At 66.6% G+C, this 26,219-nt stretch carries 28 protein-coding genes and 1 pseudogene; 3 read left to right on the plus strand and 26 right to left on the minus strand.

Annotation, left to right across the window (positions count from 1 at the left end; translation table 11 throughout):
- Nucleotides 1-74: 74 nt before the first annotated feature.
- Nucleotides 75-806 carry a class I SAM-dependent methyltransferase gene (locus J7U46_RS20730; RefSeq protein WP_282829105.1) on the plus strand — a complete coding sequence of 244 codons (732 nt, stop codon included), beginning with the start codon at nt 75-77 and terminating at the stop codon, nt 804-806.
- Here the strand turns inward: J7U46_RS20730 and J7U46_RS20735 are convergent.
- The 24 genes from J7U46_RS20735 to J7U46_RS20850 all read right to left on the minus strand — a co-directional run bounded on the left by J7U46_RS20735 (nt 793) and on the right by J7U46_RS20850 (nt 21,732).
- Nucleotides 793-1,434 (minus strand): hypothetical protein, encoded by a 642-nt coding sequence (locus tag J7U46_RS20735; protein ID WP_282829106.1) that lies wholly within the window; start codon nt 1,432-1,434, stop codon nt 793-795. The genes J7U46_RS20730 and J7U46_RS20735 overlap by 14 nt on opposite strands.
- 45 nt (nt 1,435-1,479) lie before the next feature.
- A complete protein-coding gene (locus tag J7U46_RS20740; RefSeq protein WP_282829107.1) occupies nt 1,480-1,920 on the minus strand; it encodes an excinuclease ATPase subunit in 441 nt (146 codons plus the stop codon).
- Nucleotides 1,921-1,946: 26 nt separating this feature from the next.
- The gene (locus J7U46_RS20745; protein ID WP_282829108.1) at nt 1,947-2,369 is read right to left on the minus strand and encodes a hypothetical protein; all 423 of its coding nucleotides are present in this window, start codon (nt 2,367-2,369) and stop codon (nt 1,947-1,949) included.
- Between the two features lie 44 nt (nt 2,370-2,413).
- Nucleotides 2,414-3,661: a beta-ketoacyl-ACP synthase gene (locus J7U46_RS20750; RefSeq protein ID WP_282829110.1), complete on the minus strand. Its 1,248-nt coding sequence runs from the start codon at nt 3,659-3,661 to the stop codon at nt 2,414-2,416.
- Nucleotides 3,658-4,383, minus strand: coding sequence for a 3-ketoacyl-ACP reductase FabG2 (locus J7U46_RS20755; RefSeq protein WP_282829112.1), 726 nt, complete (start codon nt 4,381-4,383; stop codon nt 3,658-3,660). The genes J7U46_RS20750 and J7U46_RS20755 overlap by 4 nt, the downstream gene beginning before the upstream one ends.
- Nucleotides 4,384-4,489: 106 nt before the next feature.
- On the minus strand, nt 4,490-4,948 hold the full coding sequence (locus J7U46_RS20760; RefSeq protein WP_282829113.1) for a hotdog family protein: 459 nt from the start codon (nt 4,946-4,948) through the stop codon (nt 4,490-4,492).
- Nucleotides 4,941-6,116: a beta-ketoacyl-ACP synthase gene (locus tag J7U46_RS20765; protein ID WP_282829114.1), complete on the minus strand. Its 1,176-nt coding sequence runs from the start codon at nt 6,114-6,116 to the stop codon at nt 4,941-4,943. Before J7U46_RS20765 ends, J7U46_RS20760 begins: the two co-directional genes overlap by 8 nt.
- Nucleotides 6,113-6,673, minus strand: coding sequence for a DUF3261 domain-containing protein (locus tag J7U46_RS20770; RefSeq protein WP_282829115.1), 561 nt, complete (start codon nt 6,671-6,673; stop codon nt 6,113-6,115). Before J7U46_RS20770 ends, J7U46_RS20765 begins: the two co-directional genes overlap by 4 nt.
- Entirely contained in the window at nt 6,670-7,755 is a 1,086-nt protein-coding gene (locus tag J7U46_RS20775) for a class I SAM-dependent methyltransferase (protein ID WP_282829117.1), read from the minus strand. The genes J7U46_RS20770 and J7U46_RS20775 overlap by 4 nt, the downstream gene beginning before the upstream one ends.
- Complete coding sequence (locus J7U46_RS20780; protein ID WP_282829119.1) at nt 7,748-10,042, minus strand: MMPL family transporter; 2,295 nt, start codon at nt 10,040-10,042, stop codon at nt 7,748-7,750. Before J7U46_RS20780 ends, J7U46_RS20775 begins: the two co-directional genes overlap by 8 nt.
- Nucleotides 10,039-10,641, minus strand: a complete 603-nt coding sequence (locus J7U46_RS20785; RefSeq protein WP_282829120.1) for an outer membrane lipoprotein carrier protein LolA — start codon at nt 10,639-10,641, stop codon at nt 10,039-10,041. The genes J7U46_RS20780 and J7U46_RS20785 overlap by 4 nt, the downstream gene beginning before the upstream one ends.
- Nucleotides 10,638-11,057, minus strand: coding sequence for an acyl-CoA thioesterase (locus tag J7U46_RS20790; RefSeq protein ID WP_282829121.1), 420 nt, complete (start codon nt 11,055-11,057; stop codon nt 10,638-10,640). The genes J7U46_RS20785 and J7U46_RS20790 overlap by 4 nt, the downstream gene beginning before the upstream one ends.
- Entirely contained in the window at nt 11,050-12,585 is a 1,536-nt protein-coding gene (locus J7U46_RS20795; RefSeq protein ID WP_282829122.1) for an aromatic amino acid ammonia-lyase, read from the minus strand. The genes J7U46_RS20790 and J7U46_RS20795 overlap by 8 nt, the downstream gene beginning before the upstream one ends.
- Nucleotides 12,582-13,493 carry an acyltransferase gene (locus J7U46_RS20800; protein ID WP_282829123.1) on the minus strand — a complete coding sequence of 304 codons (912 nt, stop codon included), beginning with the start codon at nt 13,491-13,493 and terminating at the stop codon, nt 12,582-12,584. Before J7U46_RS20800 ends, J7U46_RS20795 begins: the two co-directional genes overlap by 4 nt.
- Nucleotides 13,490-14,224, minus strand: a complete 735-nt coding sequence (locus tag J7U46_RS20805; RefSeq protein ID WP_282829124.1) for a glycosyltransferase family 2 protein — start codon at nt 14,222-14,224, stop codon at nt 13,490-13,492. The genes J7U46_RS20800 and J7U46_RS20805 overlap by 4 nt, the downstream gene beginning before the upstream one ends.
- Complete coding sequence (locus J7U46_RS20810) at nt 14,221-15,888, minus strand: AMP-binding protein (protein ID WP_282829125.1); 1,668 nt, start codon at nt 15,886-15,888, stop codon at nt 14,221-14,223. Before J7U46_RS20810 ends, J7U46_RS20805 begins: the two co-directional genes overlap by 4 nt.
- Nucleotides 15,885-16,439: a hypothetical protein gene (locus J7U46_RS20815; protein ID WP_282829126.1), complete on the minus strand. Its 555-nt coding sequence runs from the start codon at nt 16,437-16,439 to the stop codon at nt 15,885-15,887. Before J7U46_RS20815 ends, J7U46_RS20810 begins: the two co-directional genes overlap by 4 nt.
- A 16-nt stretch (nt 16,440-16,455) precedes the next feature.
- The gene (locus J7U46_RS20820) at nt 16,456-16,734 is read right to left on the minus strand and encodes an acyl carrier protein (RefSeq protein ID WP_282829128.1); all 279 of its coding nucleotides are present in this window, start codon (nt 16,732-16,734) and stop codon (nt 16,456-16,458) included.
- A 20-nt stretch (nt 16,735-16,754) separates the two neighbouring features.
- Nucleotides 16,755-17,021: a phosphopantetheine-binding protein gene (locus J7U46_RS20825; protein ID WP_282829129.1), complete on the minus strand. Its 267-nt coding sequence runs from the start codon at nt 17,019-17,021 to the stop codon at nt 16,755-16,757.
- Nucleotides 16,966-17,742: a lysophospholipid acyltransferase family protein gene (locus J7U46_RS20830; RefSeq protein WP_282829130.1), complete on the minus strand. Its 777-nt coding sequence runs from the start codon at nt 17,740-17,742 to the stop codon at nt 16,966-16,968. The genes J7U46_RS20825 and J7U46_RS20830 overlap by 56 nt, the downstream gene beginning before the upstream one ends.
- A 76-nt stretch (nt 17,743-17,818) precedes the next feature.
- Nucleotides 17,819-18,550, minus strand: coding sequence for a beta-ketoacyl synthase chain length factor (locus tag J7U46_RS20835; protein ID WP_282829131.1), 732 nt, complete (start codon nt 18,548-18,550; stop codon nt 17,819-17,821).
- 196 nt (nt 18,551-18,746) lie between these two features.
- The gene (locus J7U46_RS20840) at nt 18,747-19,511 is read right to left on the minus strand and encodes a transferase (protein ID WP_282829132.1); all 765 of its coding nucleotides are present in this window, start codon (nt 19,509-19,511) and stop codon (nt 18,747-18,749) included.
- A gap of 37 nt (nt 19,512-19,548) precedes the next feature.
- Nucleotides 19,549-19,899, minus strand: a complete 351-nt coding sequence (locus J7U46_RS20845; RefSeq protein ID WP_282829133.1) for a zinc ribbon domain-containing protein YjdM — start codon at nt 19,897-19,899, stop codon at nt 19,549-19,551.
- Nucleotides 19,900-20,181: 282 nt separating this feature from the next.
- Nucleotides 20,182-21,732: a methyl-accepting chemotaxis protein gene (locus J7U46_RS20850; RefSeq protein ID WP_282829134.1), complete on the minus strand. Its 1,551-nt coding sequence runs from the start codon at nt 21,730-21,732 to the stop codon at nt 20,182-20,184.
- A 351-nt stretch (nt 21,733-22,083) separates the two neighbouring features.
- Here J7U46_RS20850 and J7U46_RS20855 point away from each other — a divergent pair, with 351 nt between their 5' ends.
- The gene (locus J7U46_RS20855; RefSeq protein WP_282829135.1) at nt 22,084-22,884 is read left to right on the plus strand and encodes a transporter substrate-binding domain-containing protein; all 801 of its coding nucleotides are present in this window, start codon (nt 22,084-22,086) and stop codon (nt 22,882-22,884) included.
- A 42-nt stretch (nt 22,885-22,926) separates the two neighbouring features.
- On the opposite strand, the pseudogene J7U46_RS20860 reads toward J7U46_RS20855, so the two are convergent.
- Nucleotides 22,927-23,031: pseudogene (locus tag J7U46_RS20860) on the minus strand (transposase); the annotation flags it as partial.
- A 144-nt stretch (nt 23,032-23,175) separates the two neighbouring features.
- Nucleotides 23,176-24,321 carry a hypothetical protein gene (locus tag J7U46_RS20865; protein WP_282829136.1) on the minus strand — a complete coding sequence of 382 codons (1,146 nt, stop codon included), beginning with the start codon at nt 24,319-24,321 and terminating at the stop codon, nt 23,176-23,178.
- A 994-nt stretch (nt 24,322-25,315) separates the two neighbouring features.
- Between J7U46_RS20865 and J7U46_RS20870 the strand changes: the two genes are divergently transcribed.
- The gene (locus tag J7U46_RS20870; protein WP_282829137.1) at nt 25,316-25,639 is read left to right on the plus strand and encodes a hypothetical protein; all 324 of its coding nucleotides are present in this window, start codon (nt 25,316-25,318) and stop codon (nt 25,637-25,639) included.
- Nucleotides 25,640-26,219 lie beyond the last annotated feature (580 nt).

A 26,219-nucleotide genomic window follows, 5' to 3' on the forward strand; every position in this document is an offset into this window, starting at 1 on the left:
TGGGGCCATGCCGGTCATTCCTGCCCTTATCATCGCGACCGCTCGACGAGCGAGCCCTCAGCGACAGCCACGCCATGAACCCATCTCCGATCCCTGCGGCCACGACCCCGGCGCACTCCTTTGTTCCCGAGACCCGCTTCGGGCTGTGGTTTTTGTCGACGGCGACCTGGCGCGTGCATGTGCTGCAGCGCGCGCTCAACGACCTGCAACGACTGGCACCCGAGTTGCCGGAGCTCGTGAAAGGCGGCGTCGTGCTCGACATAGGTACGGGCCAGGGTCATTCGCTGCCGGAATTGGCCGAGCGCTTCCGCCCGAGTCAGATCCATGCCCTCGATCCCGAGCCCGATTTCAGCGAACGCTGCGATGCGATGCGCCAGGCGGCCGGCGTGCCGGTCACGCTGCACCATGCGCCGGCCGAGCGCATCCCGCTGCCCGACGCCTCGGTGGACCTGGTGCTGTGCCACCAGACGCTGCACCACATCGTCGACCAGGCCGGCGCGCTGGCCGAGGTCTTTCGCGTGCTCAAACCCGGTGGCCGCCTGCTGTTGGCCGAAAGCACCCGCGCCTACATCCACAGCTGGATCATCCGGCTGCTGTTCCGCCATCCCATGCATGTGCAGCGCAGTGCGCCGGAGTTCCTGGAGATGCTGCGCCAGGCCGGCTTCGAGATGAAGCCGGAGCAGATCAGCACGCCCTATCTGTGGTGGAGCCGCAAGGACCTCGGTGCGCTGGAATGGCTGGGTTTCGGCGTGCCCGCAGTGCGCGAGGAAACGCTGCTCAACGTGGTGGCGGTCAAGCCGCGCTGAGCGGCGACCAGCACTCAGCGGCCTGCGGCTGCAGGCTGCCCGGCAGCAGGTCGGTGACCCAGCAGGGTGCCGCGCTGCCCACCAGGGCCCAGTGCAGTTCGGCCACCCGGCCCTGCCAGGCCGGCCCTGTTGCAGCAGCCTGCCAGCGCAGGCCGCGCAATTCCGTGAGGCTGGCTATGCGCTCGGCATGGGCCTTCAGCCAGGCCTCGGCCAGGGTCCAGTGCCGGTAGAAGCAGGCGGCATCGGGGCAGGGTTGCAAGCCCGCAAAGGCGGCGAGGGCCGACCAGTCCCGTGTGCTCGACTCGAGCTGCAGGTCCAGGCCGAGCCGACCGCCGTCGGCGATGGCCACGCCCACCCAGCCGTCGCTGTGGCTGATGGACAGCTGCCAGGGCGGCGGCGCCAGGCAGCGCCCGTCTTCAAGCTGGGTCAGTGGATGATCGCCAGGCTGGCCGCCCCGCACCCGGGCCAGCAGCAGGCGTGCGAGCCAGCGCCCCGCCATGAACTGCTGGCGCCGACGATCAGCCGCGAAGCTCGTCCAGCGCGCCTGCTCGGCGGGGCTGAACCAGGTGGCCGGCTCCGGGCAGGCCGACAAGACCTCCGCCAGCGGGGTGATGCACGCCCAGCTCATGGCCTCATCAGCCCGGGGCGCTGACCGAGGGCGGGCCGGCGTGGCTCAGTCCGCCACCTTGGCGTAGGTGCCCTTGAGCGCCACGCCGATGATGATGGCGCCTGCATGGCACTCGAAGTCGGTGGCACTCTTGTACTCGACCTTCTTGTAGTAGCTGACGATGTCGACCACGGCATTGCCGCCTTCGCGCTTGGCCGATTCCTGCAGGCGGATCAGTGCAGTGAGGGCGGCCCACTTGCAGCCGAACTCGTCGCTCTTGCCGACGCCATTGGTCTTGGGGTTGCTGACGTCGGTCGAGAAGCGCTTCAGCACCTTGGGTGTGCTCTGGCCGGCGAGATAGAACTTCACGCCGGGGTCGAGCTTGCCCTGGGCTTCCGGCATGGCCAGCACGTCGGCCAGCGGGATGTGCAGCACGGTGTCGCGCGCCTGGGCGCCGGCGCTGAAGGCGGCGGCCAGGGCCAGGGCGACGAGTCGGGTCATCTTCATATCGCTTCCTTTTCGCTTGTGTCTGATTACTTGTTCAGCCCGAGCAGGCTGACTTCGCTGGCCAGGTCGGCGCTCAGGTTGCGCAGCCAGAAGTTGTAGGTCGGGTGGATGCGCTGGCGGCCCGCGTCGTAGTTCAGGTTGAAGCTGTCCGCGTAGCTGAGCTGGTAGCCGGTGGCATCGTAAGAGACCTTCACCGTTGCTTCATGCTTGCCGTTGCGGCTCTGCTTCAGCTGGACCTCGCCGGCAGCTTCCTTTAGCACCGTCCAGTTGCGGCGTGTGCCGCCGCGGATGATGGCGGCACGCAGGTTGTCCTGGGTGACGTTGGCCTGCGTCTGCAGGCTGACACGCTCGGGGTTCCACATGGGCTCGTCGCGGGCTTGGGCCGTGCCCAGCGTCAGGCCCAGCGCCAGGGCGGCCAATGCGGTCTTGAAGCGGCTCTTGGATGTCATGGAGGTCCTCCTTTGTTGCGTGAATGAAGGCGTGCGCGGCGGTGTCACAGGCGACGCAGTATCAGCGAAGTATTGATACCGCCGAACGCGAAGTTATTGCTCATCGCGTACTCGGTCTCGAGCCGCCGGCCGCCGGCCAGCACATAGTCCAGCTCGCCGCAGCGCGGGTCGACGCTGCGCAGGTTCAGCGTGGGCGCGAACCAGCCAGCCTTCATCATCTCGAGGGTCATCCAGGCCTCCAGCGCGCCGCAGGCGCCCAGCGTGTGGCCCATGTAGCTCTTCAGCGAGGAGATGGCGACCTGGCTGCCGAACACTGACTGCGTGCCCTGGCTCTCGGCCACGTCGCCCTGGTCGGTCGAGGTGCCGTGGGCATTGACGTAGGGAATGGCCGAGGCCGGCAGGCCGGCATCCTCCAGCGCCAGGCGCATCGCGCCGGCCATGGTGGCCGACTGCGGCTGGGTGACGTGCGTGCCGTCGCAGTTGGTGCCGTAGCCGACGATCTCGCCCAGCATGTGGGCGCCGCGTGCCTTGGCATGCTCGTACTCCTCCAGCACGAAGGTGCAGGCGCCTTCGCCCAGCACCAGGCCGTCGCGCTCGGCGTCGAAGGGGCGGGGCGTCAGGCGCGGCTGCCCGTTGTACTTGGTGCTGGTGGCGAACAAGGTGTCGAACACGGCGGCCTGCGTCGGGTCCAGTTCCTCGGCGCCGCCGCCCAGCATGGCGATCTGCTTGCCACTCTTCACGGCCTCGTAGGCATAGCCGAGGCCCTGGCTGCCCGAGGTGCAGGCGCTGCTGGTGGTGATGATGCGGCCGGTGATGCCGAAGAACACGGCGATGTTGACCGTCGCCGTGTGCGACATCATCTTCACGTAGGTGTTGGCGTTGATGCCCTCGATGCTCTTGGCGCTCATCATGCGGCCGAAGTCGCCAACGGCGCTCGGCGTGCCGCTGGAGCTGCCGAAGCTCACGCCGAGCTTGCCGCTGGTGACCAGCGGGTCGCCGATCAGGCCTGCCTGCTGCAAGGCCAGCTCGGCCGAGCGCGTGGCCATCTGGGCCACGCGGCCCATGCTGCGCATGCTCTTGCGGTTGTAGCGGTCGGCCGGCAGCTCGAACGGTGCGCAAGGCACGCCGACCTGGGTGTTCAGGCCTTCGTAGTCGGCCCAGTCCTGCATGACCTGGACCTTGTTGGCCTCGGCGTGCAGGCTGTCCAGCATGGTCTCGACATCATGGCCCAGCGGCGACAGCGCGCCGATGCCGGTGATCACGACTCTCTTGTCGTTGTTGTGACGACTCATCCCACCATCCCCCCGTTCACCGAGATCACCTGACGCGTGATGTAGGCCGCGTCCTCGCTCATCAGAAACGCCACCAGTGCCGCCACTTCCTCGGGCTGGCCCACGCGCTTGGCGGGGATGATCTTCAGCGCTTCTTCAACGAGCTCGGGCTCGATCATGTCGGTCGCTATCAGGCCGGGCGCCACGCAATTGACGGTGATCTTGCGGCTCGCCAGTTCGACCGCCAGCGCCTTGGTTGCGCCGATGATGCCGGCCTTGGCCGCGCTGTAGTTGACCTGGCCGCGGTTGCCCATGATCCCCGACACCGAGGCCAGCGTGACGATGCGGCCCGGCGCCTTGCGCCGCACCAGCGGCATGGTCAGCGGCTGCAGCACGTTGTAGAAGGCATCGAGGTTGGTGTGGATCACGGCGTCCCAGTCCTCACCGGTCAGCGCCGGGAAGGCGCCATCGCGGGCGATGCCGGCATTGCAGACCACGCCGTAGTAGCAGCCATGGGCCTCGACGTCGGCCAGCAGCGCGGTGGCGGCGGCTTCGCGGTCGGCCACGTCGAACTGCAGCACGCGGGCCGTGCGGCCCAGGTCCTGGATCTCGGCGGCGGCGGCCTCGGCCTGTTCGCGCTCCTTGCGGCAATGCAGGACCAGGTCGTAGCCCTCGCGGGCCAGGCGCAGCGCAATCGCACGGCCTATGCCACGGCTGGACCCGGTGACGAGCACCGTTTTCATTGGAGCCCCTCGCCCGCCGAGTACGCCGGTCGATCCCCCGAGGGGATGCGGGCCGGCTTGGGAGCGGCCCGGCGCTCGGCCCGCAGGCCGGTTGTCATAGCAACTCTCATGTGTTTTCTTCTCCCTTCAAGAATGCAGTCGGGTCTTCGGGCCCGAACACGGTCAGTTGTGCGCTGGCCAGTTCCAGGCCTTCGCTCGTGATGCGGCAGGCGAACTGGCCGAGGCCGTTGTCGGCCTGGTAGCCGCGCTCGATATCAACCTGCAGCCGCTGGCCCGGTGCAAAGCGCGCGACGTTGCAGCGGTAGCGGCGCGTGCCGAGCAGTAGGCCGATGCGCGGCTCGCCGCCTTGCTGGCGGGCTTGGAATCCGGCCCAGGCGGCCACGGCCTGGGCCATGTACTCGATACCGACCCAGGCGCCAACGCCGTCTTCATGGCTGAACAGGCCTTGGGCCGGCACGATCATTTCGGCGCTCAGCCGTTCGCCCTCGGCCGCGATGACGCGCTCGAGCAGGCACATGGGCCCCTGGTGAGGCACCAGTTCGGAGATCGGCGGCAGCTCAGCCATGGCTCAGCACCAGCGCAGCGTTGTTGCCGCCGAAGGCAAAGGAATTGCTCATCACATGGCGCGGCGCGGCCGCCAGCCTGTCGCCCGGCGCGACCAGCCGGATGGCCGGCAGCTCGGCATCGCGCTGCCCATCGAAGTGATGCACCGGCAAGCGGCCGTCGCCCGCCACGGTCAGCCAGGCGATGGCCGCCTCGATGGCGCCGGCGGCGCCGAGGGCATGGCCGGTCAAAGGCTTGGTCGAGGAGCAGGGCAGGGCCAGGCCGAAGAGCTCGGCCACGGCGCAACTCTCCATCGCGTCGTTCTGTGGTGTGGCCGTGCCATGCAGGTTCAGGTAGCCGATGTCGGCGGGCTCAAGGCCGGCGCGCCCCAGCGCCTCGCGCATCGCTGCCAGCGCGCCACGGCCGGAAGGCTCGGGCGCCGAGATGTGGTGGGCGTCCGAGCTCTCGCCCCAGCCCGACAAGCACACGGCCGACGGTTCCCGGCTCAGCAGGAACAGGGCCGCGCCCTCGCCGATGTTGATGCCGCTGCGCGTGGCGCTCAGGGGCCGGCAGCGCGCGGCGTCGACCGACTCCAGCGCGGTGAAGCCCGCCACCGTCATGCCGCACAGCGCGTCCACGCCGCCCACGATCACCGCATCGCAGAGGCCGGCGCGCAGCAGGCGTGCGCCGCTGGCCAAGGCCTTGGCGCCGGACGAGCAGGCCGTGGAGACCACGTAATGCGGTCCGCCGAGGCCCAGCAGCTCAGCCAGCATCAGGGCTGGCGAACCCAGCTCCTGCTGCTCGACACGGAAGCCCTCGGGCAGCTGACCCTCGCGGGCCAGTGCGAGCAGGGCCGCCTCGCTCTCGGCCACGCCCGAGGTGCTGGTGCCCAGCACGATGCCGACGCGCTCGGCGCCATGGCGCTGGATCGCTGCATTGACTTCGCGGCGGATCTGCGCCAGCGCCGCCAGCAGCAGCGCGTTGTTGCGGCTGCGCTGTTCCAGCGGAAGCGCGTCGACCGAGGGCAGCGGCGTGGCGACCGCGCCCAGATGCAGAGAGTGGCCGGGCCAGACGACGTCGTTCAGCGCCACGCCCGAGGGCGCGCTGGCGAACACCGCCGCGCGCAGGGCGGCCAGGTCCGGGCCCGTCGCGCAGACCACACCGGGCGGTGACAGATAGAGCCGGCTCAAGGGCCCTCCTGCGGTTGCGACTCGATCAGCAATTGATAGCCTTCAGAGAAATTGATGATTTCGACGATGTTGGCGGCCGGGCGCCGGATGACCAAGCGGGCTTGCCCGAGTTGCTGCAGCTCCTGGCCGCTTGTCGTCGCTACCCAGGTCCAGCCTTCGGGCAGGGCGGCTCGCACGGCCTCGGCCGGCCAGTAGCTCAGGCAGAGGTCGCGCAGCATGCGGTTCGGGTCGACCTCGGCCGGCAGCATGGCGTGGCGTTGCACGCCGAGCTCCTGGCCGTCCCACTGCATCAGCAGCACGCGCTGGCCGAAGGCGAAGGCCGCGAGCAAGAGGCCCGTGGCATCGAGCTGCAGCTGCACGTCGACGCGCTGCGGCGGCGCGTCGGGCTGGTCCAGCCGCGTCACCGACAGGCGCTGGCTCAGCGTGAAGCGCGCGCTGCCGAGGGCGGCCGGTGGCAGGCGCAGCGCGGGCAGGGTGCTGGGCGCGGGGGCGCGGCTTGCGCAGGCGCTCAGCAGCAGCGCCGTGGTCAGGAGCAGGCGGCGGTTCATGGCTTTCATGCGCGCGCAAACCTCAGCAGGCTGTGGCAGTAGCCGATGCCGTCGCGCACGGTCAGCAGGCGCAGCCCGGCGGCCTCGGCCAGACGGATGTAGTCCTGGCTCTCGTAGACCTTGCTGTTGCCGCTGGCCATGGCGGTGAAGTAGGGCGAGGTGTTGATCAGGCAGTAGGCCGCGATGTCGTAGCGCTGGCGGTCCCAGAAGGTGTCGAGCACCAGCACCTGGCCCTGTTCGGCGAGGCTGGCCGCCACCCGCTCGAAGATGCTGGCGATCTCGGCCTCGCCGAAGCAGCTGAGGAACTGGCTCATCCATACCAGGTCCATGCCGCCAGGCAGGGTGGCGGCGCCGTCGAGCAGGTTGCGCGGATGCAGCAGCGCGCGCTCGCGCAGGCCGGCGCCGCAGAGTTCGGCATCGGCCAGGGCGAGTTGCTGGGGCAGGTCCACCAGATGCAGCTCGACCCGCGGGTCATGCGCCAGCGCCGCGCGACTGAATTTGCCGGTGTTGGCGCCTATGTCCATCAAGCGGCGCGGCGCGGTGGCGAACACGTCGGGCAGGATGGTGGGGAAAGAGGTGTCGGAGTAGTGGTGGTCGAAGGCGAACCAGCTCGAACGCGCCGGCTCGGGCAGCTCCGACAGCACCGGGTAGATGCTGGGCCAGTCTCCGAGGCCGCTCAGATGGGCGAGGCCCAGCGGCTTGCCGGCGTCCAGCGAGCGTTCCAGTTCAAACAGGCCCTGGTAGCAGACGTCGTGGACGAAATCGAAATTGATGCGCGTGATGTCGTCCGAGATCAGGCAGAAGCCGGCCTTGTCGAGCTGCCAGCGGCCGTTGTCTATCAGCACCACGCCGGCCGACAGGCAGGACTCCAGCACCAGCTTCAGCGCATAGCGGCTCCAGCGGCCAGTGGCTTCGAGTTCGTCCAGCTTGATGCCCGTCTCGCCCGCCTCGGCCAGCGCCTGCAGCATGCCGCGCTTCCAGGCGTAGCGCACGCAGTGGAAGACCACCGGGCCGAAGGCGATCTTCTGTGCCTCGAAGCGGGCATCGAAAGCCCGCTGCCTGGGGGGAGAGAATCTTCTGGACTCAGTCATGGGGCATGAAGAAGGGGGTGAGCAACCAGGCCAGGAAGACGCCGATCAGCAGCGTGAGGCCGAAGGCTCGCAGGGCCGGCGTGCCGGAGAGCGCCAGCAGGCCGAAGGACAGCAGGGTCGAGGCGGCCGCCAGCGTGACCGAGAGAAAGGGCTGGGTCTCGCGCCGGCCGGGCTGCTCCAGCAGGAAGATGCCGTAGTCCACGCCCAGGCCCAGCAGGATCAGGAGCGGCAGGATGTGGAACAGCTGCAGCACCTGGCCGCCGATGGCGAGCAGGGCCACGGTGAGTGCACAGGCCAGCGCCGTCGGTGCCAGCGCGCGCCAGGCCCGGCGGCCGAAGCGCCAGGCCAAGGCCGCCCAGGTCAGCACGAAACCGAGGGCCAGCACGGCCGACATCATCAGGCGGTAGCGGCCCAGCAACTGGCTGACTTCGCCGACTTTGTCGACCCGGCTCACGCCTTCGAGCTGCAGGGCCGCAAGCGCCTCCCGCGTCTCGGGTGCCTCGGCGTTTTTCAAGAGCACGACGCTGGTGAAGTGAGCGTCCGGCCGACCCAGCGGGCCCAGCCACTGGGCACGCACGGGCTCGCTGACCGGGCTGGCGAGCCAGACCTTCGGTTCGAGCTCGGCGCGGCTTGCCTCGGCCAGCACGACAGGCTGGCCCAGCCGCTCGCTCAGCAGCGGCTGCAACTCGGCCGCGCGGCGCGATGCCAGCGCCGCGTCCTCGCGCTGGCGGCGCAGCGAGGGCAGCCAGTCGCTGACCGCCTGGGCTTCGACCTGCAGCCCGCGCAGCCGCGCCGTCAGGGCTTCCTCGCGTTCCAGCAGCTGCTGCTCCGTGCGGCCCTGGACCACGAAGAACTGGGTCAGCCCCGGGGCCTGCATCAGCCGCGCGAACTCGCGCTGCTGCGCGACGAGGGCGGTCGGTGCCGATTGCAGCTGGCGGATGTCGTCGTCCACGCGCAGGCGGCTGGCGCCCCAGGCGAGCAGCAGCGCACACAGCAGCAGCAGGATCGTGAAGCCGCGGCGGCCGAGGGCGGGCCAGAGCGCTCGGCGCGAGCCCAACCAGTCGGCAAAGCGCGTGGGCTGCAGGCGGCCCCTGCCATCGAGCAGCGGGAACCACCAGAGCACGGTCACGAAGGCCGCCATGAGGCCCACGGCCGAGAACACCGCGATCTGGCGCAGGCCCGGGAAGGGGGGCAGCGCCAGCAGCGCATAGCCGATGACCGTGGTCGCCATCGCCAGGCTGACGATGGGGATCTGCCGCGCCAACATGGCCCAGCGCTCGCTGGCCTGCAGGCCTTGCCGGGCGCTGAAATAGTTGCTGCCGTAGTTCTCTGCCACGCCGAGCAGGCTGGCACCGAACACCAGGGTGACGAGGTGCAGCTCGCCGAAAACCAGCAGGCTGACCGAGCTGGCGACAGTGAGGCCCACGGCCATCGACAAGGCCACCAGCAGGCGCGGCCGCAGCGAGCGGAAGGCCAGCAGGGTGAGAGCAACGATGCCCACCAGTGAGCCGAGGCCGATGGTGTGGATCTCGCGCTCGGCCTGATCGGAGGCTGCGGCGGCGAACAAGGGCACGCCAGCCGTGATGACCTGCGCGCCGAGCTGCTTCGCCGCCTCGGTGGCGGCATCCAGCTTGGGTTGCAGCGCACGCTGGGCGGCAATCTCGAAGCCGGAGCCCGCCAGTTCGATCAGCACCAGCGCGTAACTGTGCTCCGAAGCGGCCGGGTCGTTCAGCATCAGGCGGCCGTCCAGCACCCGCACACGGCTTATGCGGCCGCGCTCGGCCAGCCACTGGCCGAACAGGCCGATCGGATCGTCGGCCCAGGCGCCCACGCGCGGCCCGCCCACCGGTTGGTAGAGGGCGGCCAGGGCCTGGTCGGCCAACTGCGCGGCGGAGGCCTGGGCCAATTGTTCGCGCGCCGAGGCAGACAGCAGGCCGGACCGCGCTGGCGCATAGAAGCCGAGCCAGGCGTTCTGGGCGGCGTCGTCCACGTGATGGCGGGCCGGCACATCGCCCAGCGCCTTGAGGAAGGCATCGGCGGCGCGGCCCGCATCACTCGCCGTGCCGCCGCCGATCAGCACGCTGATGCGGCGCGCACCGGCATCGGCCAGGGCCTGCGTGGCCTCGGCGGCCAGCGGGCGCTGCTCGTCGCGCGGCAGCATGGCCAGCATGTCGGTGACGGGCGCACGCTTGGCGACGGCCCAGTACCAGACGTTGTGGGCCACACAGGCGAGCACGAGCACGAGCCAGAGGCCCGCGAGGCGCCGGGTGACGCGCTCCAGGCTCACTGGAACAGGCCCGGCTCGGCCGCACCCTCGGTGCGCGGGTTCTGGATCTGGATCAGGCTCTCGTCGCCATTGGCCTCGTAGAGCTGGATGCGGCGTACGAAGCCGTCGCCCTCCACCTCGACCTTCTTGAGCACCTGCTGCAGCGGCCCGCGCTTGGGCACCAGGCTCAGCTGCCAGCTCGCGCCCTGGGCGCCGCCACTCAGCTCGAACAACTCGGCGAGGCTGCTCACGTCGCCATTGAGCAGGGCGAACATCAGCGTGGTGATCAGGCGCACGGCCGGCTCGCGCGAGGCATCGAGGCGCATCGAGGTCTGGCCGCCCTGGCTGGCACGGATCTCGTTCTGCGTCAGCCGCAGCTCGCTGGCAAAGGGCTTCAGCGTGCGCCACAGCACGCCACGGCCGCGTGCCGCGACGAAGTTGCCGCTGGAGACCAGCGGCTTGGCGAAGCCGGGCACCCTCTTGGTCTGCGTGAAATCGCCGCGCAGCCATTCGGGCTGCTGCAGCCGCTCGCGCACGGATTGGGCGAGATCGGGCGCGGCCATGACCGATGCCGCCGCAGCCGGCAGCAGGGTCGCGATCAGCAAGCTGCGGCGCTTCATGCCGAGGGCTCCACGCCGAGCTTCTGCCACAGCACGGCCGGGCAGACGTACTCCATCTGGCGCGTCGCGATGTTGAAGGCCACCTGGATGGTGTGGGCCTTGTTGATGACTTTGCCGGTCTCGGCGTCGCGGATCACGTAGTCGACCTTGATCCGGTTCTCCCACTCAACGATCTCGGCGCGCACGATGACGCGGCGGCCGTAGGGCAGCATGTCCACGTACTTGAGCCGCATGTCGACGATGGGCCAGGCATAGCCCGACTCGCGCATCTGCGGGTAGTCGTAGTCGAAGCGGGCCATCAGCGCATTGCGGGCCAGCTCCAGGTACTTGACGTAGTGCCCGTGCCAGACGATGTCCATCGGGTCCAGGTCATGGAAGGCCGGGCTGAGCTCGATCTCGTGCCAGAGCTCAGGCATACAAGCTCCAGGCCTGCTGGCGGATGCCGTTGATCAGGGCAAGCAGTTCCTTGTCCAGCGCGCGATCTTCATTGATCAGCGGCAGCCGTTCGGCCAGGTCGGCCTGCATGGCCGCCAGTGCGGGCGTCAAGGCCAGCGGCGCGAGGCGCTCGCGCAGGGCCAGGCCCTGGCGCGCGGCGATCAGCATCGCGGCAACGACCTGCTCGGCCAGGTCCAGCACGCGCAGCGCGTCGCGGGCGGCGATCGTGCCCATGCTGACCTTGTCCTGGTTGTGGCATTCGGTGCTGCGGCTGAAGACCGAGGCCGGCATGGTTCCTTTCAGCGCCTCGGCGGTCCAGGCAGAGACGCTGATCTGCAGCGCCTTGAGGCCGTGGTTGATGGCCGCGCGCTCGCCGCTGGCGCCGGAGAGATTGGCCGGCAGGCCGTGGTTGTAGCGGGCATCGACCAGCAGGGCGAGCTGGCGGTCCAGCAGGTCGGCCACATTGGCCACGGCGGTCTTCAGCGTGTCCATGGCCATGGCGATGTGGCCGCCGTAGAAATGGCCGCCGTGCAGCACGCGCTCTTCGACCGGGTCGATCAGCGGGTTGTCGTTGGCGCTGTTCAGCTCGTTCTCGATCAGGCTGCGCAGCCAGGGCAGGGCGTCTTCCAGCACGCCGATGACGTGGGGCGCGCAGCGCAGCGAGTAGCGGTCCTGCAGGCGGTGCTCGTTGCGCGAGGGCCGGTCGCTGGCCAGGTCGGCACGCAGGCGCTCGGCCACGCGCTGCTGGCCTGCATGGGGCTTGGCGGCGAACAGCGTCTCGTCGAAGTGATGGGCATTGCCGGCGCTGGCCAGCACGTTCATCGCCGTGAGGCGCGTGGCCAGGCGCACCAGGTAGTCGGCACGCGCATAGGCCAGGCATGCGAGGCCAGTCATCACGGCCGTGCCGTTCATGATGGCCAGGCCCTCCTTGGGCCGCAGCCGCAGCGGCGTGGCGCCGGCGGCGCGCAGGGCCTCGGCGGCGGGCAGGGTCTCGCCCTGGACGCTGACCTCGCGCTCGCCGCACAGCACGGCCGCGAGGTAGGACAGCGGCGTCAGGTCGCCACTGGCGCCGACCGAGCCTTCGCTGGGGATCAGCGGCAGGATGTCGTGTTCGAGCAGGGTTTCGATCTGGCGCAGCAGGTCGAGGCTCACGCCCGACAGGCCCTGGCACAGCGAGGCCAGGCGGGCGCCGAGCACGGCACGGGTCTGCACGGGGCTGAGCAGGGCGCCGGCGCCGATGCCGTGATAGGTGTAGAGGTGGTGCGGCAGCTCAGCGACCAGGGCCGGCGGCACGGCCACGGTACAGGAATCGCCATAGCCGGTGGTGACGCCGTAGATCACGCCATCTTCGGCCAGCAGCTTGGCAACGAAGTCGGCACCGGCCTGGATGCGGGCCTGGAACTCGGGTGTGCGGCCCAGCTGGGCCGCGGCCTGGCGATGCGCCAGGGCGACGATGTCTTCGATGCGCAGGCGTTGGCCGTCAAAGACGATGGTCGGAGTGCTTGTCATGCGAGGGGCTTTTCCCAGAAGGCGAAGAAGTTGAACCAGTCGTAGGGCGAGCGGCGCAGCCGGGCGGCCAGCGCGTCGGCGAAGCGGCCGGCGTGTTCGGCCAGCGCCTGCTCACGGGCGCGGCGCGGCAGTTGCACCTGGTCGGCCAGCCGCTCGAACTCCAGCGCATAGCCGCGGCCTTCGTGCAGGCACAGCATCAGGATCAGCGGGCAGCCGAGCAGGCCGGCGATCAGGTAAGGGCCGACCGGGAATTCGGCCTCCGCACCCAGGAAGGGCACGGTCACCGTCTTGCTGCCGCGCACCGGCACGCGGTCGCCGGCGATGGCAATGAACTCGCCGGCCGCCACGCGCTCGGCGAGCTTGAGCGTCAGTCCCATGTCGAGCGCCGTGACCTCGATCAGCTCGACGCGGCGCTGCGGGTTGAGCCGCGCCAGGATGCGGTTGAAGCTCTCGGCGTGCTTGGTGTGCACCAGCACATTGACCTTGAGCTCGGGGGCTTGCTCGGCGAGGGCCTGACACAGCTCCAGGCAGCCGGTGTGGGCCGTGACCAGCACGGCACCCTGGCCGCTGCGGGCCTGCGCGTGGACGATCTCGCTGCCGCGCGTCTGCACGCGCGCGAGCGGGTAGCGGCCGGCCATGGCAAGCAGCTTGTCCAGCATGGTCTCTGCGAACAGGCGCACATGGGCCAGGCCTTCGCGCCAGCCGGCTTGGGGCTGCACGCGGCGCAGGTAGTCGAGGCTGTGTGCACGCAGGCTCGGCTTCAGCAGCCAGTACACGGCCACGATGGGCCACAGCAGCAGGCTGACCACGGTGCGGCCCAGCAGTCGGTGCAGGCCGAACAGGAACCAGATGCCGGCGACGAAGGTCGATTCGCCCATCGCGGCCCAGTGTCTGGCGCGGGCCGTCATGTCGGCACCACCTTGCGCCACAGCAGGCGCGGCGCGCGCAGCAACATGCCAAAGAACAGCCGCGTGTGCATGGCCGAGATCAGGACGTTGTCGCGCCAGACGCGGAAATGCGAGACGCCGTCCTCGGGATAGCGGACGCGGGTTGGCAGGTTGGTGACGCGCATGCCGGACCAGATGAGGCGCACGGCGATTTCGGTGTCGAAGTCCATGCGCCGGCCCAGATGCTGGCCCTGCATGGCCTGCAGCGTGGCGGCCAATGGGTAGATGCGGAAGCCGCACATGGAGTCACGCAGCTCGAAAGAGAGGGTGTTGATCCAGACCCAGATGTGTGTGGCGTAGCGGCCGTAGAGCCGCGCCCGGGGCACGCTGTCGTCGTAGATCGGGCAGCCACAGATCAGCTGTTCGGGCTTGGCCGTTGTTGCCGCGGCGAACCTGGGCACGTCGCCGGTGTCGTGCTGGCCGTCGGCGTCAATTTGCAAGGCGTGCGTCCAGCCTAGCTCGTGGGCCCGGCGCAGGCCGGTCATCACGGCCACGCCCTTGCCCTGGTTGACCGGCAGCCGCACGAGGCTCACCTCGGGCAGCCGGGCGAGCTCGTCCAGCACCGTGGCGCAGCCGGGCTCGCTCGCGTCGTCGACCAGCAGCACGGGCAAGCCGTGGCTGCGCAGCGCAGCAACCACGCCAGCCACCGGGCCGCCGTGGTTGTAGACGGGAATGACGGCGCCGAGCTTCATGGGGTGCTGAACTGGATCCGCCCGCTGGAGAACGGGCGCCCGGAGGCGTGGAAGCGGAAATCGAGCCGCCCCGGCGTCCAGGCCAGCGACAGTGTGACCTGCTGGCCGGGCGTGATCACTTGCTGGAACTTGAGGGCTTCGATGCCGGCGAACTCACCAGCGATGCCGAAGCGCTCGCGGCCAAATAGCTGGGCCCACTCCACCTGCACCACGCCCGCAAGAATGGGATGGCCGGGGAAATGGCCCTCGAACTGCGGCAGCGCCGAATCGATGAAAAGGGTCAGGTCTTGCCCAGATGCGGTGGTCTGGATGGCGCGCAGCAGCGGGCGGCGCGGATCGAACTCGGCCAGCAGCCGGGCCTGCGTGGCCTTGCCTTGGGCATTGACCGGCAGTTCGGGCAGGAAGCGGAAGCGCCGGGGCAGGGCCACGCGCTCGACCACGTCAGCGAGGCGGGTCCGCAAGGCCTCGGCCAGCGCGCGCCGGCCCTGGCCGTCATGCAGCTGCCAGCCGGCTTCGCTCGGAACGGCCACCACGCCCAGTTGCTCGCGCGGCTCGGTGAGCAGCACCAGGCGCAGCTCGGCCAGCAGCGGCGAGGCGCGCAGCGCGGCCTCCACGGCGGCCAGCGAGACGCGCTTCTCGGCGATCTTGACGATCTGGTCGGCCCGGCCACGCAGCTCGAAGCCGCCGGCCACGGCCTGGGCGCGATCAGCGCCAGGCATCCAGTCGCTGCTCTCCAGGTGCGGCGAGCGCAGCCACAGCCGCTCGTCCTCGATGCGCCATTGCACGCCGGGCAGGGCCTGCCAATGTGCTGCTGCTCCGTCCTGGCGCTGGCGCCAGGCGATGCCGCCGGTTTCGCTGCTGCCATAGACCTCGATGGGTGCATGGCCGAAGACGCGCAGGCAGTCGGGCAGGGCGGCATCGGGCAGCGGCGAGCCGGAGCTGAACACCTGCTCGACCCCGGGCGCCTGCCAGTCCGGCAGGCGGCTCAGGTGGGCCGGGCTGGCGATCAGGATGGCGCGGTGGCCCGTTGGCGTCAGCTCGGCGATGTCTTCCAGCACGACCACGGTCTGGGCCTGCAGCGGCCGCGCCGTGGCCAGCGGCCACAGCACGCGGAACAGCAGGCCATAGATGTGCTGGTGCGAGACGCTGGCCAGCACGACGGCTGCTGGCGCGGTGGCGCCAAAGGCCTGCTCCTGCGCGGTGATTTCGTCGAACAGCTGGCCCAGGCGCTTGGGCAGGGCTTGCGGCTCGCCGGTCGAGCCGGAGGTGAAGACGACCAGCTGGCAGGCGTTCGGGTCGAGCGGTGTGCTGGCCGTGGCCGCCGTGTCGGCCGGCTCGATGCGCGGCAGCTCGGGGGGCGGCGGCTGGTCGCAGGCGAGGGCGTCGACCTGGGCCGCCAGGGCCTGGCGGCTGGCCGCGGTCAGGTCGCCGGGCAGCCAGGCCTGCTTGCCTGCTTGCCAGAGGCCGAACAGCGCGGCCGCGAAGCGCAGGCTGTCCTGGAAGAACAGGGCAAAGCGCTGACCCGGGTGCGCCGCAAAGGCGGCTTGCCAGCGCCCGGCCTCCTGCAGGAAATCGGCACCTGCGACCGGTTCGTGGCGGCGCCAGCCGGCGACGGCGGGCGGGGGCAGCGTCAACAACGCTGCCAGGCGCTCGGCTGGCGTCATGCTTCGGACCTCGCGTGGCGGGCGCGCAGTGTTCGGCGCAGCAGCCATTCACCGCCCATCAGGGCGCCGATGAGCAGGTAGGCGATCAGGCCGTTGTAGAGCGCCCAGGTCTCGGCCGACGCCCACAGTGCGGTGGCGAGGGCGATGCCGCCGTTCAGCACGAAGAAGGCGCACCAGACCTCGGTGACGCGGCGGGTGTAGGCCTGGCCATGGGCGTCGAGATTGGGGTCCTGCAGCCGGGCGATGCGCTCGACCATGCTGGGGCCACGCACCAGGCTCATGGCGAACACCAACAGCAGTACGAGGTTGACCAGCACGGGGTAGAGCTTGAGCGGCAGGCTTGCATTGAGCAGGGCGGTGCTGCCGGCCAGCAGCAGGGCTGCCAGCGCGAGCCAGCGTCCCTGCAAGACCTGGGCACCGCCGGCCATCCAGCGCAAACCGCCCAGCACCAGCAACAGCAGGGCCAGGTAGCGGGGCTCGACATGCCCCAGGCTGAAATACACGATCAGCGGATATGCGCCCGTCAGGGCCAGCACCAGGGCCCAGCGCATGGCGTGCCCTATTGCCTCAGGCCGCCGCAGGGCTGCCGTCGATTTCGGCGCCGGCCTTGAGCAGGCCTTGCAGGGCGTCGACGACGTCCTGGATGGTGCGCACGGCCTTGAAGGCCTCGGGCTGCAGGCGCTTGCCCACCAGGGGCTTGAGCTTCACGATCAGGTCGACGGCGTCGATGCTGTCGATGTCCAGGTCGTCGTAGAGCTTGGCTTGCAAAGACACGCGGTCGGCCTCGATGTCGAAGGTCTCGACGAGGATGCTGCGCAGCTTTTCGAAGATTTCTTGGTCGGTCATGGCCAGTCTCGAATCGACGCTCAAGCGGCGAGCTTGCGGTGGCTGGACACGTACTGCGCCAGCGCACGGATGCTGGCGAAGTGCTGGCGGGTCTCGGCGGAGTCGGCGGCCATGCTCAGGCCATAGCGCTTCTGCAGTGCGAGGCCGAGTTCCAGTGCGTCGATGGAATCCAGGCCCAGGCCTTCGACGAACAGGGCCTGCTCGGCGTTGATGTCCTCCGGCTTGAGATCCTCAAGTTGGAGCACTGATATCAGCAGCTCCTTGATTTCCTGTTCCAGCGCTTGCATGGCTCCCCTTCGTGACTTCCGTGATTGTTGGCTTTGTGGGCTCTGAAAAAAATTGGACCAGTCGTTCCGTCAGCTGCCGGGCAGCCCGGCCATGCTCGCCGCCGGCCGCTTGCAGCACGGGTGCGGTGGGCAGGTCGTCGCCGACCTCGATGGTGAATCGCAGCGGGCTCCTGGCGACTGCCCACCAGGCTTGGCCCTTGTACAGCCCCAGAGGCTCGCAACGGATGCGCACCGGCGTGATATCCAGGCCGCCGCGCAAGGCGATCTGAGCCGCTCCGCGTTGCATCTTCAAGGTCTGCCCGGGCTGCGTCCGCGTGCCTTCGGGAAAGATGATCAGGTTGCTGCCCGCCCTCACGGAATCGGTGCAAGCCAGCAACAAATCAGCGCCGGCATTATTGCAGATGTAACCCGTGGCACGAACCGGCCCCCTCGTACAGGGGTGGTTGGACAGCGCCGCCTTGACCACGCAGCTGGCATTGGGAACCAGGGCGATCAGGAAGGCCACGTCGATCAGCGTTGGATGGTTGGCCAGGATGAGCAGGCCACGGCGCTGGAGCTTGTCGGCGCCCTGAATCTGGTAGCGGATCAGGCCCAGCAGGCGCATCCAGCCTATGAACAACCGGAAGGTGGCCTGCACCACCGTGCGGGCGGCCTGCTGGCGGCGCAGGGCCTCGCGATACAGCAGGGCCTGCAGCGGGAAGACCAGCAGCCAGAGCAGCATGCCGCCGAGGCCGAAACAGGCGAAGGCCAGGGCTGTGGCAAAGATGCGCCACAGGCGGCCGGGCCAACGTAGCCACTCAACCATGGCGGCTCCACGACCAGCCACCCGCTGACCCGCGCTGCTCCCAGCTTGGGGCGGAGCCTGCCAGGAAGCGCAGCGTGGCCAGGTCGGGCGGCAGCCAGGCAGGCTCGCCGTCAGTCACCGTTTCGGGCGGCGTGGCGCGCAGGCGCAGGCCTGAGTCGGCGCTCTCCAGCAGTGCGGCCCAGGCGCGCAGCGGCCCGGGCTGCTTTTCAAAGCTTTGGTAGGGCTCGGGCAGTTCGCCTTCCACCGACACCACCAGCACCTGAGGCGCCCCGTCGGCCAGCAGGCCCAGGGCCTCGCAAACCCCGGCAGCCGCGCTGGCCGGGCCTGCGGACAAGGCCGAGTAGTTGGCCGTGTCGCCCCGGGCAATCGAATAGAGCGCGCTGCTGGCGTTGTGGACCGAGAGGCTGAAGCTCGTGGGCGACAGGGCCTCGCCCTCGGCCAGTTGCTTGAGCAGGGCCACGGAGCGGGCGATCTCGCCCCAGCGCGAGGCAAAGACCACGGGCCCGGTCGGCGCGTCGCCCTGGGCCCACCAGGCCACCTGCAGGGCGGCGCGGCCCAGCGGGTCGATGCGCCTGCGCGTCATGGCAGGCACCTCGGCCAGCGGCGCCACGGCCTCTTTCGCCGGCAAGGGCCAGGCAGGCGCCGCCAGCCAGGCGCCCCAGGCTTCTTGCGTCTGCAGGCCTGGCGCCCAAGCGGCCCAGCGGCGAACTCGGAAATCGCTCATGTCAGGAATCGGGTGGTCTCGGTCGAGAGTGGCCGCGGATTATCCGCGCACACAACAGGGACTCAGGGATCAGGATTTACGAGTGATAGACAGGCCGCAGACAGGCCGGAGACGGGCCTGAGACGGGCGCAAAGGTGCGCGCTTCGCGGCCTCTTTCGGGCCCGGCAGTCGCATCAGGATCAGCGCATCCAGGGTGCTAGCCCGGCTGTTGCCACCGGCGGACCGCGTCACTCACCTTGGCGAAAGCAGGCATCAGCTCGTCCCAGGTCTGGCTGTCGAACCTGGCGGGCCTGCGCAACAGGGAGGGTTTGAATCGACGCATCAGCAAGCCCTTGCAAGCGAACACGATGCTGTTGCTGCAATCGCTGTCCGGCACGACCAGCATCTCCTCGCCGAAGCTGCGTTGCATGCGCGACACAAAGCTGTCGAAGTGGCGATGCCCGCTGTGCAGGTTGACCACCATCAGCCCGTTGGGTTGCAGGGCCTCGTGGCAGTCGTCATAGAAGCGCTGCGAGCACAGTGCGGGCGGCTGGCCGTCGCTGTCGAAGCCATCCACCATCAGCATGTCGACCTTGTAGGGCGGGAAGCGCACGAAGTCGGCGCCGTCACCGCGCCGCACCTTGAACCGCTCGTCATCGGCGGGCACGCAGAATTCATCGCGCAGGGCGATCACGTGCGGGTTGATCTCGACGACCTTGATGCGCGTGTCCGGCAGGTGCCGGTAGCAGAACTTCGCCAGCGAGCCACCGCCCAGGCCGATCATGGCCAAGGTGTCAGGGCTGCTGTTGAACAGCAGCGCTCCCATCATCGTGCGGGTGTAGTCGAGATCCAGCGCATCAGGCCGCTGCGTCTGCATGCGGCTCTGGATCTCGCAGATGGAGAAGTGCAGGGACTTGGAGTCGAGCGTCTGGTAGACGAAGGGCTTGACGTGTTCGTTGGAAGAGCTGTGTTGATCCGGCATGGCAGGGCAGACGATGGCAAGGTGGTGGCGAGGCGCATCAAGCCTTCTTCACGAACTCCGACTTCAGCCCCATTGCACCGATGCCGTCGATCTTGCAGTCGATGTCGTGATCGCCATCGGTCAATCGGATGTTCTTGACCTTGGTGCCGACCTTGACCACCAGGGACGAGCCCTTGATCTTCAGGTCCTTGATCACCGTGACGGTGTCGCCGTCCTGCAGCACATTGCCTACGGCGTCCTTGATGACGCGCGCTTCATCGGCGGCGCTAGCCTCCTGCGTCAGCACCGACCATTCATGTCCGCACTCAGGGCAGACCAGCATCGCGCCGTCCTCGTAGGTGTAGGCCGAGTGGCACTGGGGGCAGGGGGGCAGGGCGTTGTCGCTCATCGAAGACTCCTCGCGGCTGGAATGAAAGAAGCCCCAACATCTTGCGATGCTGGGGCTCTTTGCCTGGCTCTTCGACCTGGGATCTAACCAGGGGCCTGCGGGCTGACGGCAGAGCCAATGCAAATTTCTGAGTTCCGGAAGTTTAACGGAGCCGCACCGGTACCCAGGTTGGCCGTGCTGTGCTTGCTTTCATGGCGGGTGATGACGCGAGGCATGGACTGACAGTGGCATGACCGGACGGGTAGCCCGGATGCTGCTGGTTCGGTGCGTGGACCAAAAGAATCAGCCGAGCTTGAACACCGCCACCGTTTGCGCGAGCTGTGCGGCCTGATGCTTCAGACTCTCGGCCGCCGCAGCGCTTTCCTCCACCAAGGCAGCGTTCTGCTGGGTCACCTGATCGAGCTGGTTGACGGCATCTCCGACCTGACCGATGCCACTGCTCTGCTCAAGGCTGGCCGCGCTGATCTCGCTGATCAGGTCGTTCACGCGTTTGACCTGGGCGACGATGTCGCCCATCGACTGGCCTGCTTCCTGAGCCTGCCGGGCGCCTGACTCCACCTTCTCGACGCTTGCGCCGATCAAGGTCTTGATTTCCTTGGCCGCATTGGCTGACCGCTGCGCCAGGCTGCGGACTTCCGATGCCACCACGGCGAAGCCACGCCCTTCATCACCGGCCCGGGCTGCCTCGACGGCTGCGTTCAAGGCCAGGATGTTGGTCTGAAATGCGATGCCGTCGATGACGCCGATGATGTCGACAATCTTGCGGCTGCTGTCGCTGATCTCGCCCATGGTGGACACCACCTGAGTGACCACCCGCAGGCCCTTCTCGGCCGACTGGCTCGCCGTGCTGGCCAGCTGCGTGGCTTGATTCGCCGTGTCCGAGTTCTGCTTGACGGTGGCCGTCAATTGCTCCATCGAGGCCGCAGTTTCCTGAAGATTGCTGGCCTGCTCTTCCGTGCGTTGGCTCAGATCGGCATTGCCGGTGGCGATCTCTGTCGAGCCCGTGGCAATCGAGTCAGAGCTGTTGCGCACGCTCCCGACGATGTTCACCAGGCTGTCGTTCATCTGCTTGAGCGCATCCAGCAACTGCCCTGTCTCGTCAGTGCTCTCGGAGCGCACGTCGGAAGTGAGATCGCCGGAGGCCACGGTTTGTGCCACCACGACAGCACGTGAGATCGGACCGACGATGGAGCGCGTGATCATCAACGCGAGCAGGGCACCGATGCCGAGCGCCGCGACCAGCAGGCCGATGACGGCCCAGCGTGTCTGGGCGTACGCATCCTGCGAAGCCTTGTAGGCAATGTCGCCGCCTTGGGTCTGATATTCAATGTCCTTCTCAATGCTCTCGGTCATCGTGTTGAAGGGCGCCAAACCTTTGTCGTAGCGAGCCCTGGCCGTGGCATCGAAGTCGGCGTCGCTGTGCTTCAGTGCCATCAGTTGAGCGACGTTGGCTACATACTCGCCGAATGCGGCTTCGATGGAGGTTTGGAAGCGCTTTTCTTCTTCGCTACTGACGGTGGCAGCGTATTGCTTCCACACCTGCTGCGCTTTGTCTTTCAGATCATCGATCCGTTTGATCTGGGGGTTGTACTTCTCCGGATCGTTTGACATGACGAACCGAGCCTCGGCACGCCGCATCGCCGATACCACGCCCAGGTAATTGCCCAGATAGCGTGTGCCAGGCATCCAGTTCGTGGCGAAATCTGTCGTCGATGCGTTCACTGCGCCGATGCGGTTGATGGAGAAGATCCCGAGGATCAGTGTCAGCGTGAGCACCACGGCGAAAGCAAGCAGCAACCGGGGGCCGATCTTCATTCGAGTCAGGACGTTCATGAGCAGATGTCTCCTTGTTGGCTAGGATATTTGGAGCAGGTTCTAGCCTTGCTATCGAGTAAAGAGTATTCGCCACCCCTTATACATTTGGCTCGCTGAAATGGCGCTCTACCTATGAAAATTTCGTCGTCGGGAATGATCAGCAGCTCGGCACAAAGAAAAACCCCCAACACCTTGCGATGTTGGAGGCTCTCTATCTGGCTCCTCGACCTGGGCTCGAACCTGGGACCTACGGATTAGCGGTCCGAGCCACACAGATCGCTGAGTACGAGATCTTCAAGGGGCAAGTTGGTGATTATCCTCAAGCCTTGAACTCGACTCCGGGATACGACGAGCAGAAAGGCGCTTGAAATGAAGCTTGGCCCTACCCTCACCCCTGTCGCCGACCTCGTTGATGGTGATGCGCTGGCAGGCGCGCGCAATCGACGACTCCACAGGAGAAGTTTCCTGGCTGCGGGCCTGGCATGTGTTCCAGCCTTGGCAAAGGCGAGACAGGTCGTGGTTCCCATGGCCGTGCCTGAATCGACGAACGCGCCGTTCATCACCTCGATACTCGACGAACTGGCTCAAGCCATGGGAATCCGGTGGGAGGTGAGTCGGGTCCCTTTCGCTCGCGTGCTGAAGATGGCTGAGCAAGGAATCGCTCTCGGATTTGGCGTCTCGCCGTCGCCTGCGCGTGCTGCGCTCTTGGACTTTTCGACCTCGATCTTCACCAGCGGAGTTTGGGCGTTGAGTGTGGGAGTTGACTCCACGGGGTCAGCACCGACCCGTCTTGCGGGGCTCCGCACGTGCGTTGCCCGAGGTGCCGACTACGGGGTCCAGTTCTATGCGGCCAACCCGGGTCTGAAGCTGGACTATGTGCACGGCGATTTTGCGGCCAGGCTGCGCATGCTCTTGGCTGGCAGATGCGACGTACTTGTTGTGACGCATTTCAATGACGACCTGAGCCAGCTGAGGAAGCGCATTCAAGAGGCGGGCGTTGACTCACAGCTGATCACAGTGGGGCAGCGCCCACTGGCAGCGTCGACGGTGCACATCGCCGCGAAGCGGGGTGGGGCCTGGGGAGAATGGGTGCCCCGATTGAACGCAGCAATCGCAGAACGGCAAGGCGCTATCGCCCGACTGCTCAGCACCGCTCAACAATCCCAATGAGCAGTTGTGTCAGGCAAGCCATCTGCGAGCAGGCCGGTCAGGGCTCACGCCAAGCCTGGCTGATACGTCGGCCACCTTGTGCCCGCGCTCGGTGATCTGCTTGACCGCTTCGGTCTTGAATTCTTCGGGGTATCTCTGCTTACTCATGGCACCTCCTATTGGGCCTCACGTTTGAGGCTCAGAGGTGTCTAGAAAACCCGGGGCGATTCATCGAGCCTTGCAGCGATTTCATTGACGCTGGCCTCTATGCCCTGCGCCGAACAAGGTATTCGATGATGCAGGACAGCCGTTTCAGCGGCTTCGACCATACACCGGTGGGTGTGGACCAGGTCCATCTCGCTGCCCCGGCTGATAGTTCCATTCGATAACCGTGGTGTTGCGCAGGCAATGTCGCAGGTAGTCGACAAGGTCAGGGCAGTCCGCACATTCCTGCAGCCAATGGTCGCGGTACTGAACCGACACGAGTTCACGGGGTAACCTGTCCATCAATGCCAGAGCCAGGGCCGATTTTGTTTGGGCCGCTCTCCAGCCATAGGCCCCAATGCTGTTGCTCAGAATCCGAACGAGTTGATGCGGTGCTGTCGTCATGCTCATGTCGGCCTCGAACCGCTGCACTTCGTTGGCACCATCGGTGCGCGCGACTGGCGGAGACTGGAAGACTCCCAGCGAACTGCTCTGCAACGAGCGGAAGGCCTTAAGTGGCGAGGTGCGGATCTGCTCGCGATGCAGCTCTTGGGCGCGCTTCTCCGCTCGCTCTCGCTGTTGCTGTACGCGTAACGCCTCTCTTTCCGGCGCACCCGGGCCAGCGGCACGAGCTTGTGCAATCGTGCACCGCCCATCATTGCGCTCATGGGCCAGTACCCACTGGAAGTGCAGCATGTCGCGCACGACCTCTGCCTCCTTTTCTGCGCCAATCTGCGTCAATCCAACTGCGGCCATGTTCGCCGCTTCGTCATAGCATTGCGCTCGACGCAGCACATCGGCAAGCACCGCCTGGGCGAGCCCACGCTCACGGTATGGAGACTCACCGGCCAGCAGGCATGCCTCGAATGCCTTAGCTGCTTGTTGACGGATGTCCAGGGCCATGCGCCTCGCCGCCATGTCGCCGCCTTGCGTCGCGTCGTCGCAAACCCAGGCCGCCTTCAGCATGGACAGAGCCGCGGCAGCCCGCATGCCACAGGCGTCAGCCAGCCAGGCCCATGCCATCAAGCGACGAGCGAGCTCTGGGTGTGCCGGATGCGCGAGCCTGGCCTGATAGTCTTTGTCCCGCACCAGCAGTCGCGGTGACACCGTGCCCAGGTCGACGTCTAACTCCGGCGCACAAAAGTGGCACACCGGGCACTCATGGGCTTCCGTGCTGTCGACAGTAATCTGTACTGAGGGCCGCAAATCCAGGTCCTGTCCCCCATGCGTGGTGTGGCTGAGCAGCGTTTGCACCTTCAAAGTCACACCGCAACTTGCACATGCGACAGATCGGAAGGCATATAGGGTCATCGGAAGGTGCTTGAGCTCGGTGGTGCAGACAGCCCCGTGAGCGAACGCTCATTCCCGGGCTTACCGGACACACAGGGCTCTATAGCGTATGGCTTTCGCATACTGGAGAAGCGCATCTTCGTCTTTCGGTTGGCTGAGTCACCGGAGTCTCGACAAACCGAATCAGGTTCGAACTGTCCCGTTGGCGGCTAATGTATTGCGGCACAAGTTGTGTAGGCTTATCCACAAGGTTAAGGATGCCTATCGTTCCAAAAAGTGTCAGCCTTTCAGCGTGAACTTTTTTCTTGACGTAGTCACAGGGACTTCGCCTTTATTGAGGTGCATATGATGGGCGTGTTGCGGGCCGTTGTGCTGGTAGTTATGTGGTTTGGCGCGCAGGCCGCATTTGGCCAAGTTGCTTCTGATGGTTGTGAGGGTTCCGTTGGTGCCAGTGATGGAGTAAGTCAGGAGAAATATTCAGGAATAAAATTCGAGCGAGGTTGCCCGAAAGCCAAGCCGGTCGAAACGCGAATGTTTTTCACTGTCGCGCAGGCTCGTAACGGGTCCGGCAACGTTTATCACGGTGCAACCGCTCGAAGCGAGTCCGGGGCAGTAGATATTGTGCAGAACGCGATTGGCGACAATTTTGTACGCGGAACGTTGCGCACATTAAGTTGGGAATGCCCCTCGACGGAGACATGGTCCGCATTGGTAATTGCCTTTCCGAATAGTGACAACTACACCTTTAGGCAAAGTGGCGTTGCATATGGGTGCGGCTTTTCCGATCCCAAGGTTGCGCTCCGTGGTGCATACGAGTTCTGCCGTACCAAGGGAATATGCAACGTCAGTGCTCCTGGGTGGGTTGAGTTTTGGCTTCTGCTTAACGATGGCACATCAGAAAGACTCAGCCGCCACAACAAAGCGAAGCGTTGCATATTCCGAGATGGGAGATTTGATAATGAAGTTCCTTGCCCGTTCGGTGATGTCATCAGGTAGATTTCTATTGATCTATCTTGTGTTTGTCGCAGATGTGTTCGCATGTGAAGAAGGGTACCAAATAATCACAATTAGACGTGATGGCACGGTTACTGCAAATCCAGCCTCAGTGGAATCGGAGGCGAGGAAGGCCGGCGGACTCAAAGCGCTCGTAGAGAGGGATGTTGCGGATCGACGCACCTTGGCCGAAGACAAGTCCATTTCTGCCGCTACGAAGAGCGCGGCAGTGCCAATTCTGGATAAGAACATTCGCATTGCACGCTGCCATGCAGCTTTAGAAAAATAGTTCTGGGTGCAACAAGAGTTCTGACCGTCTACAACGTGCTTGCGCTAGCCTAGGAACCAGGAAGGCATGCTAGTAGGCTGCGGTTGGAGTTGATGGAGTAGCGACCTTGCTGCGTGAGCACGTGCAGCCAGAAGCGCAAGCCAAGCGTGGTGTTGGCCAGCCGATCGAACGAGTGGTCATCAGGTGAGGGCGCTCCAAGCCGCCCAAACTGATGTGATGAGCGACCAGTTTGGTGAGTTGCACAGGCTAGTTCCTCGAGGCTATTGAACCAGGGCCCAACGTACTTGCAGAGGTATGCTCTCCTGAAGAGTCCGCATGCCGCTGGGCATTCTTGAGTGCGCAAGGTAGGTCGCTTGATCCGACCATCGAAAGTTCGCCAAAAATGAAAAACCCCCAACACCTTGCGATGCTGGGGGCTCTCTATCTGGCTCCTCGACCTGGGCTCGAACCAGGGACCTACGGATTAACAGTCCCAGCCACACAGATCGCTAAGTACAAGATCTCTAAGGGGCAGGGTGCTGATTAGACCTCAGGACTTCCGAATGGTGAACCTCTCTGCGATCCAGCTTGCCTTCGGTTG

The sequence above is a fragment of the Pelomonas sp. V22 genome, from assembly GCF_030014915.1.
Classification (GTDB): domain Bacteria; phylum Pseudomonadota; class Gammaproteobacteria; order Burkholderiales; family Burkholderiaceae_C; genus JAUASW01.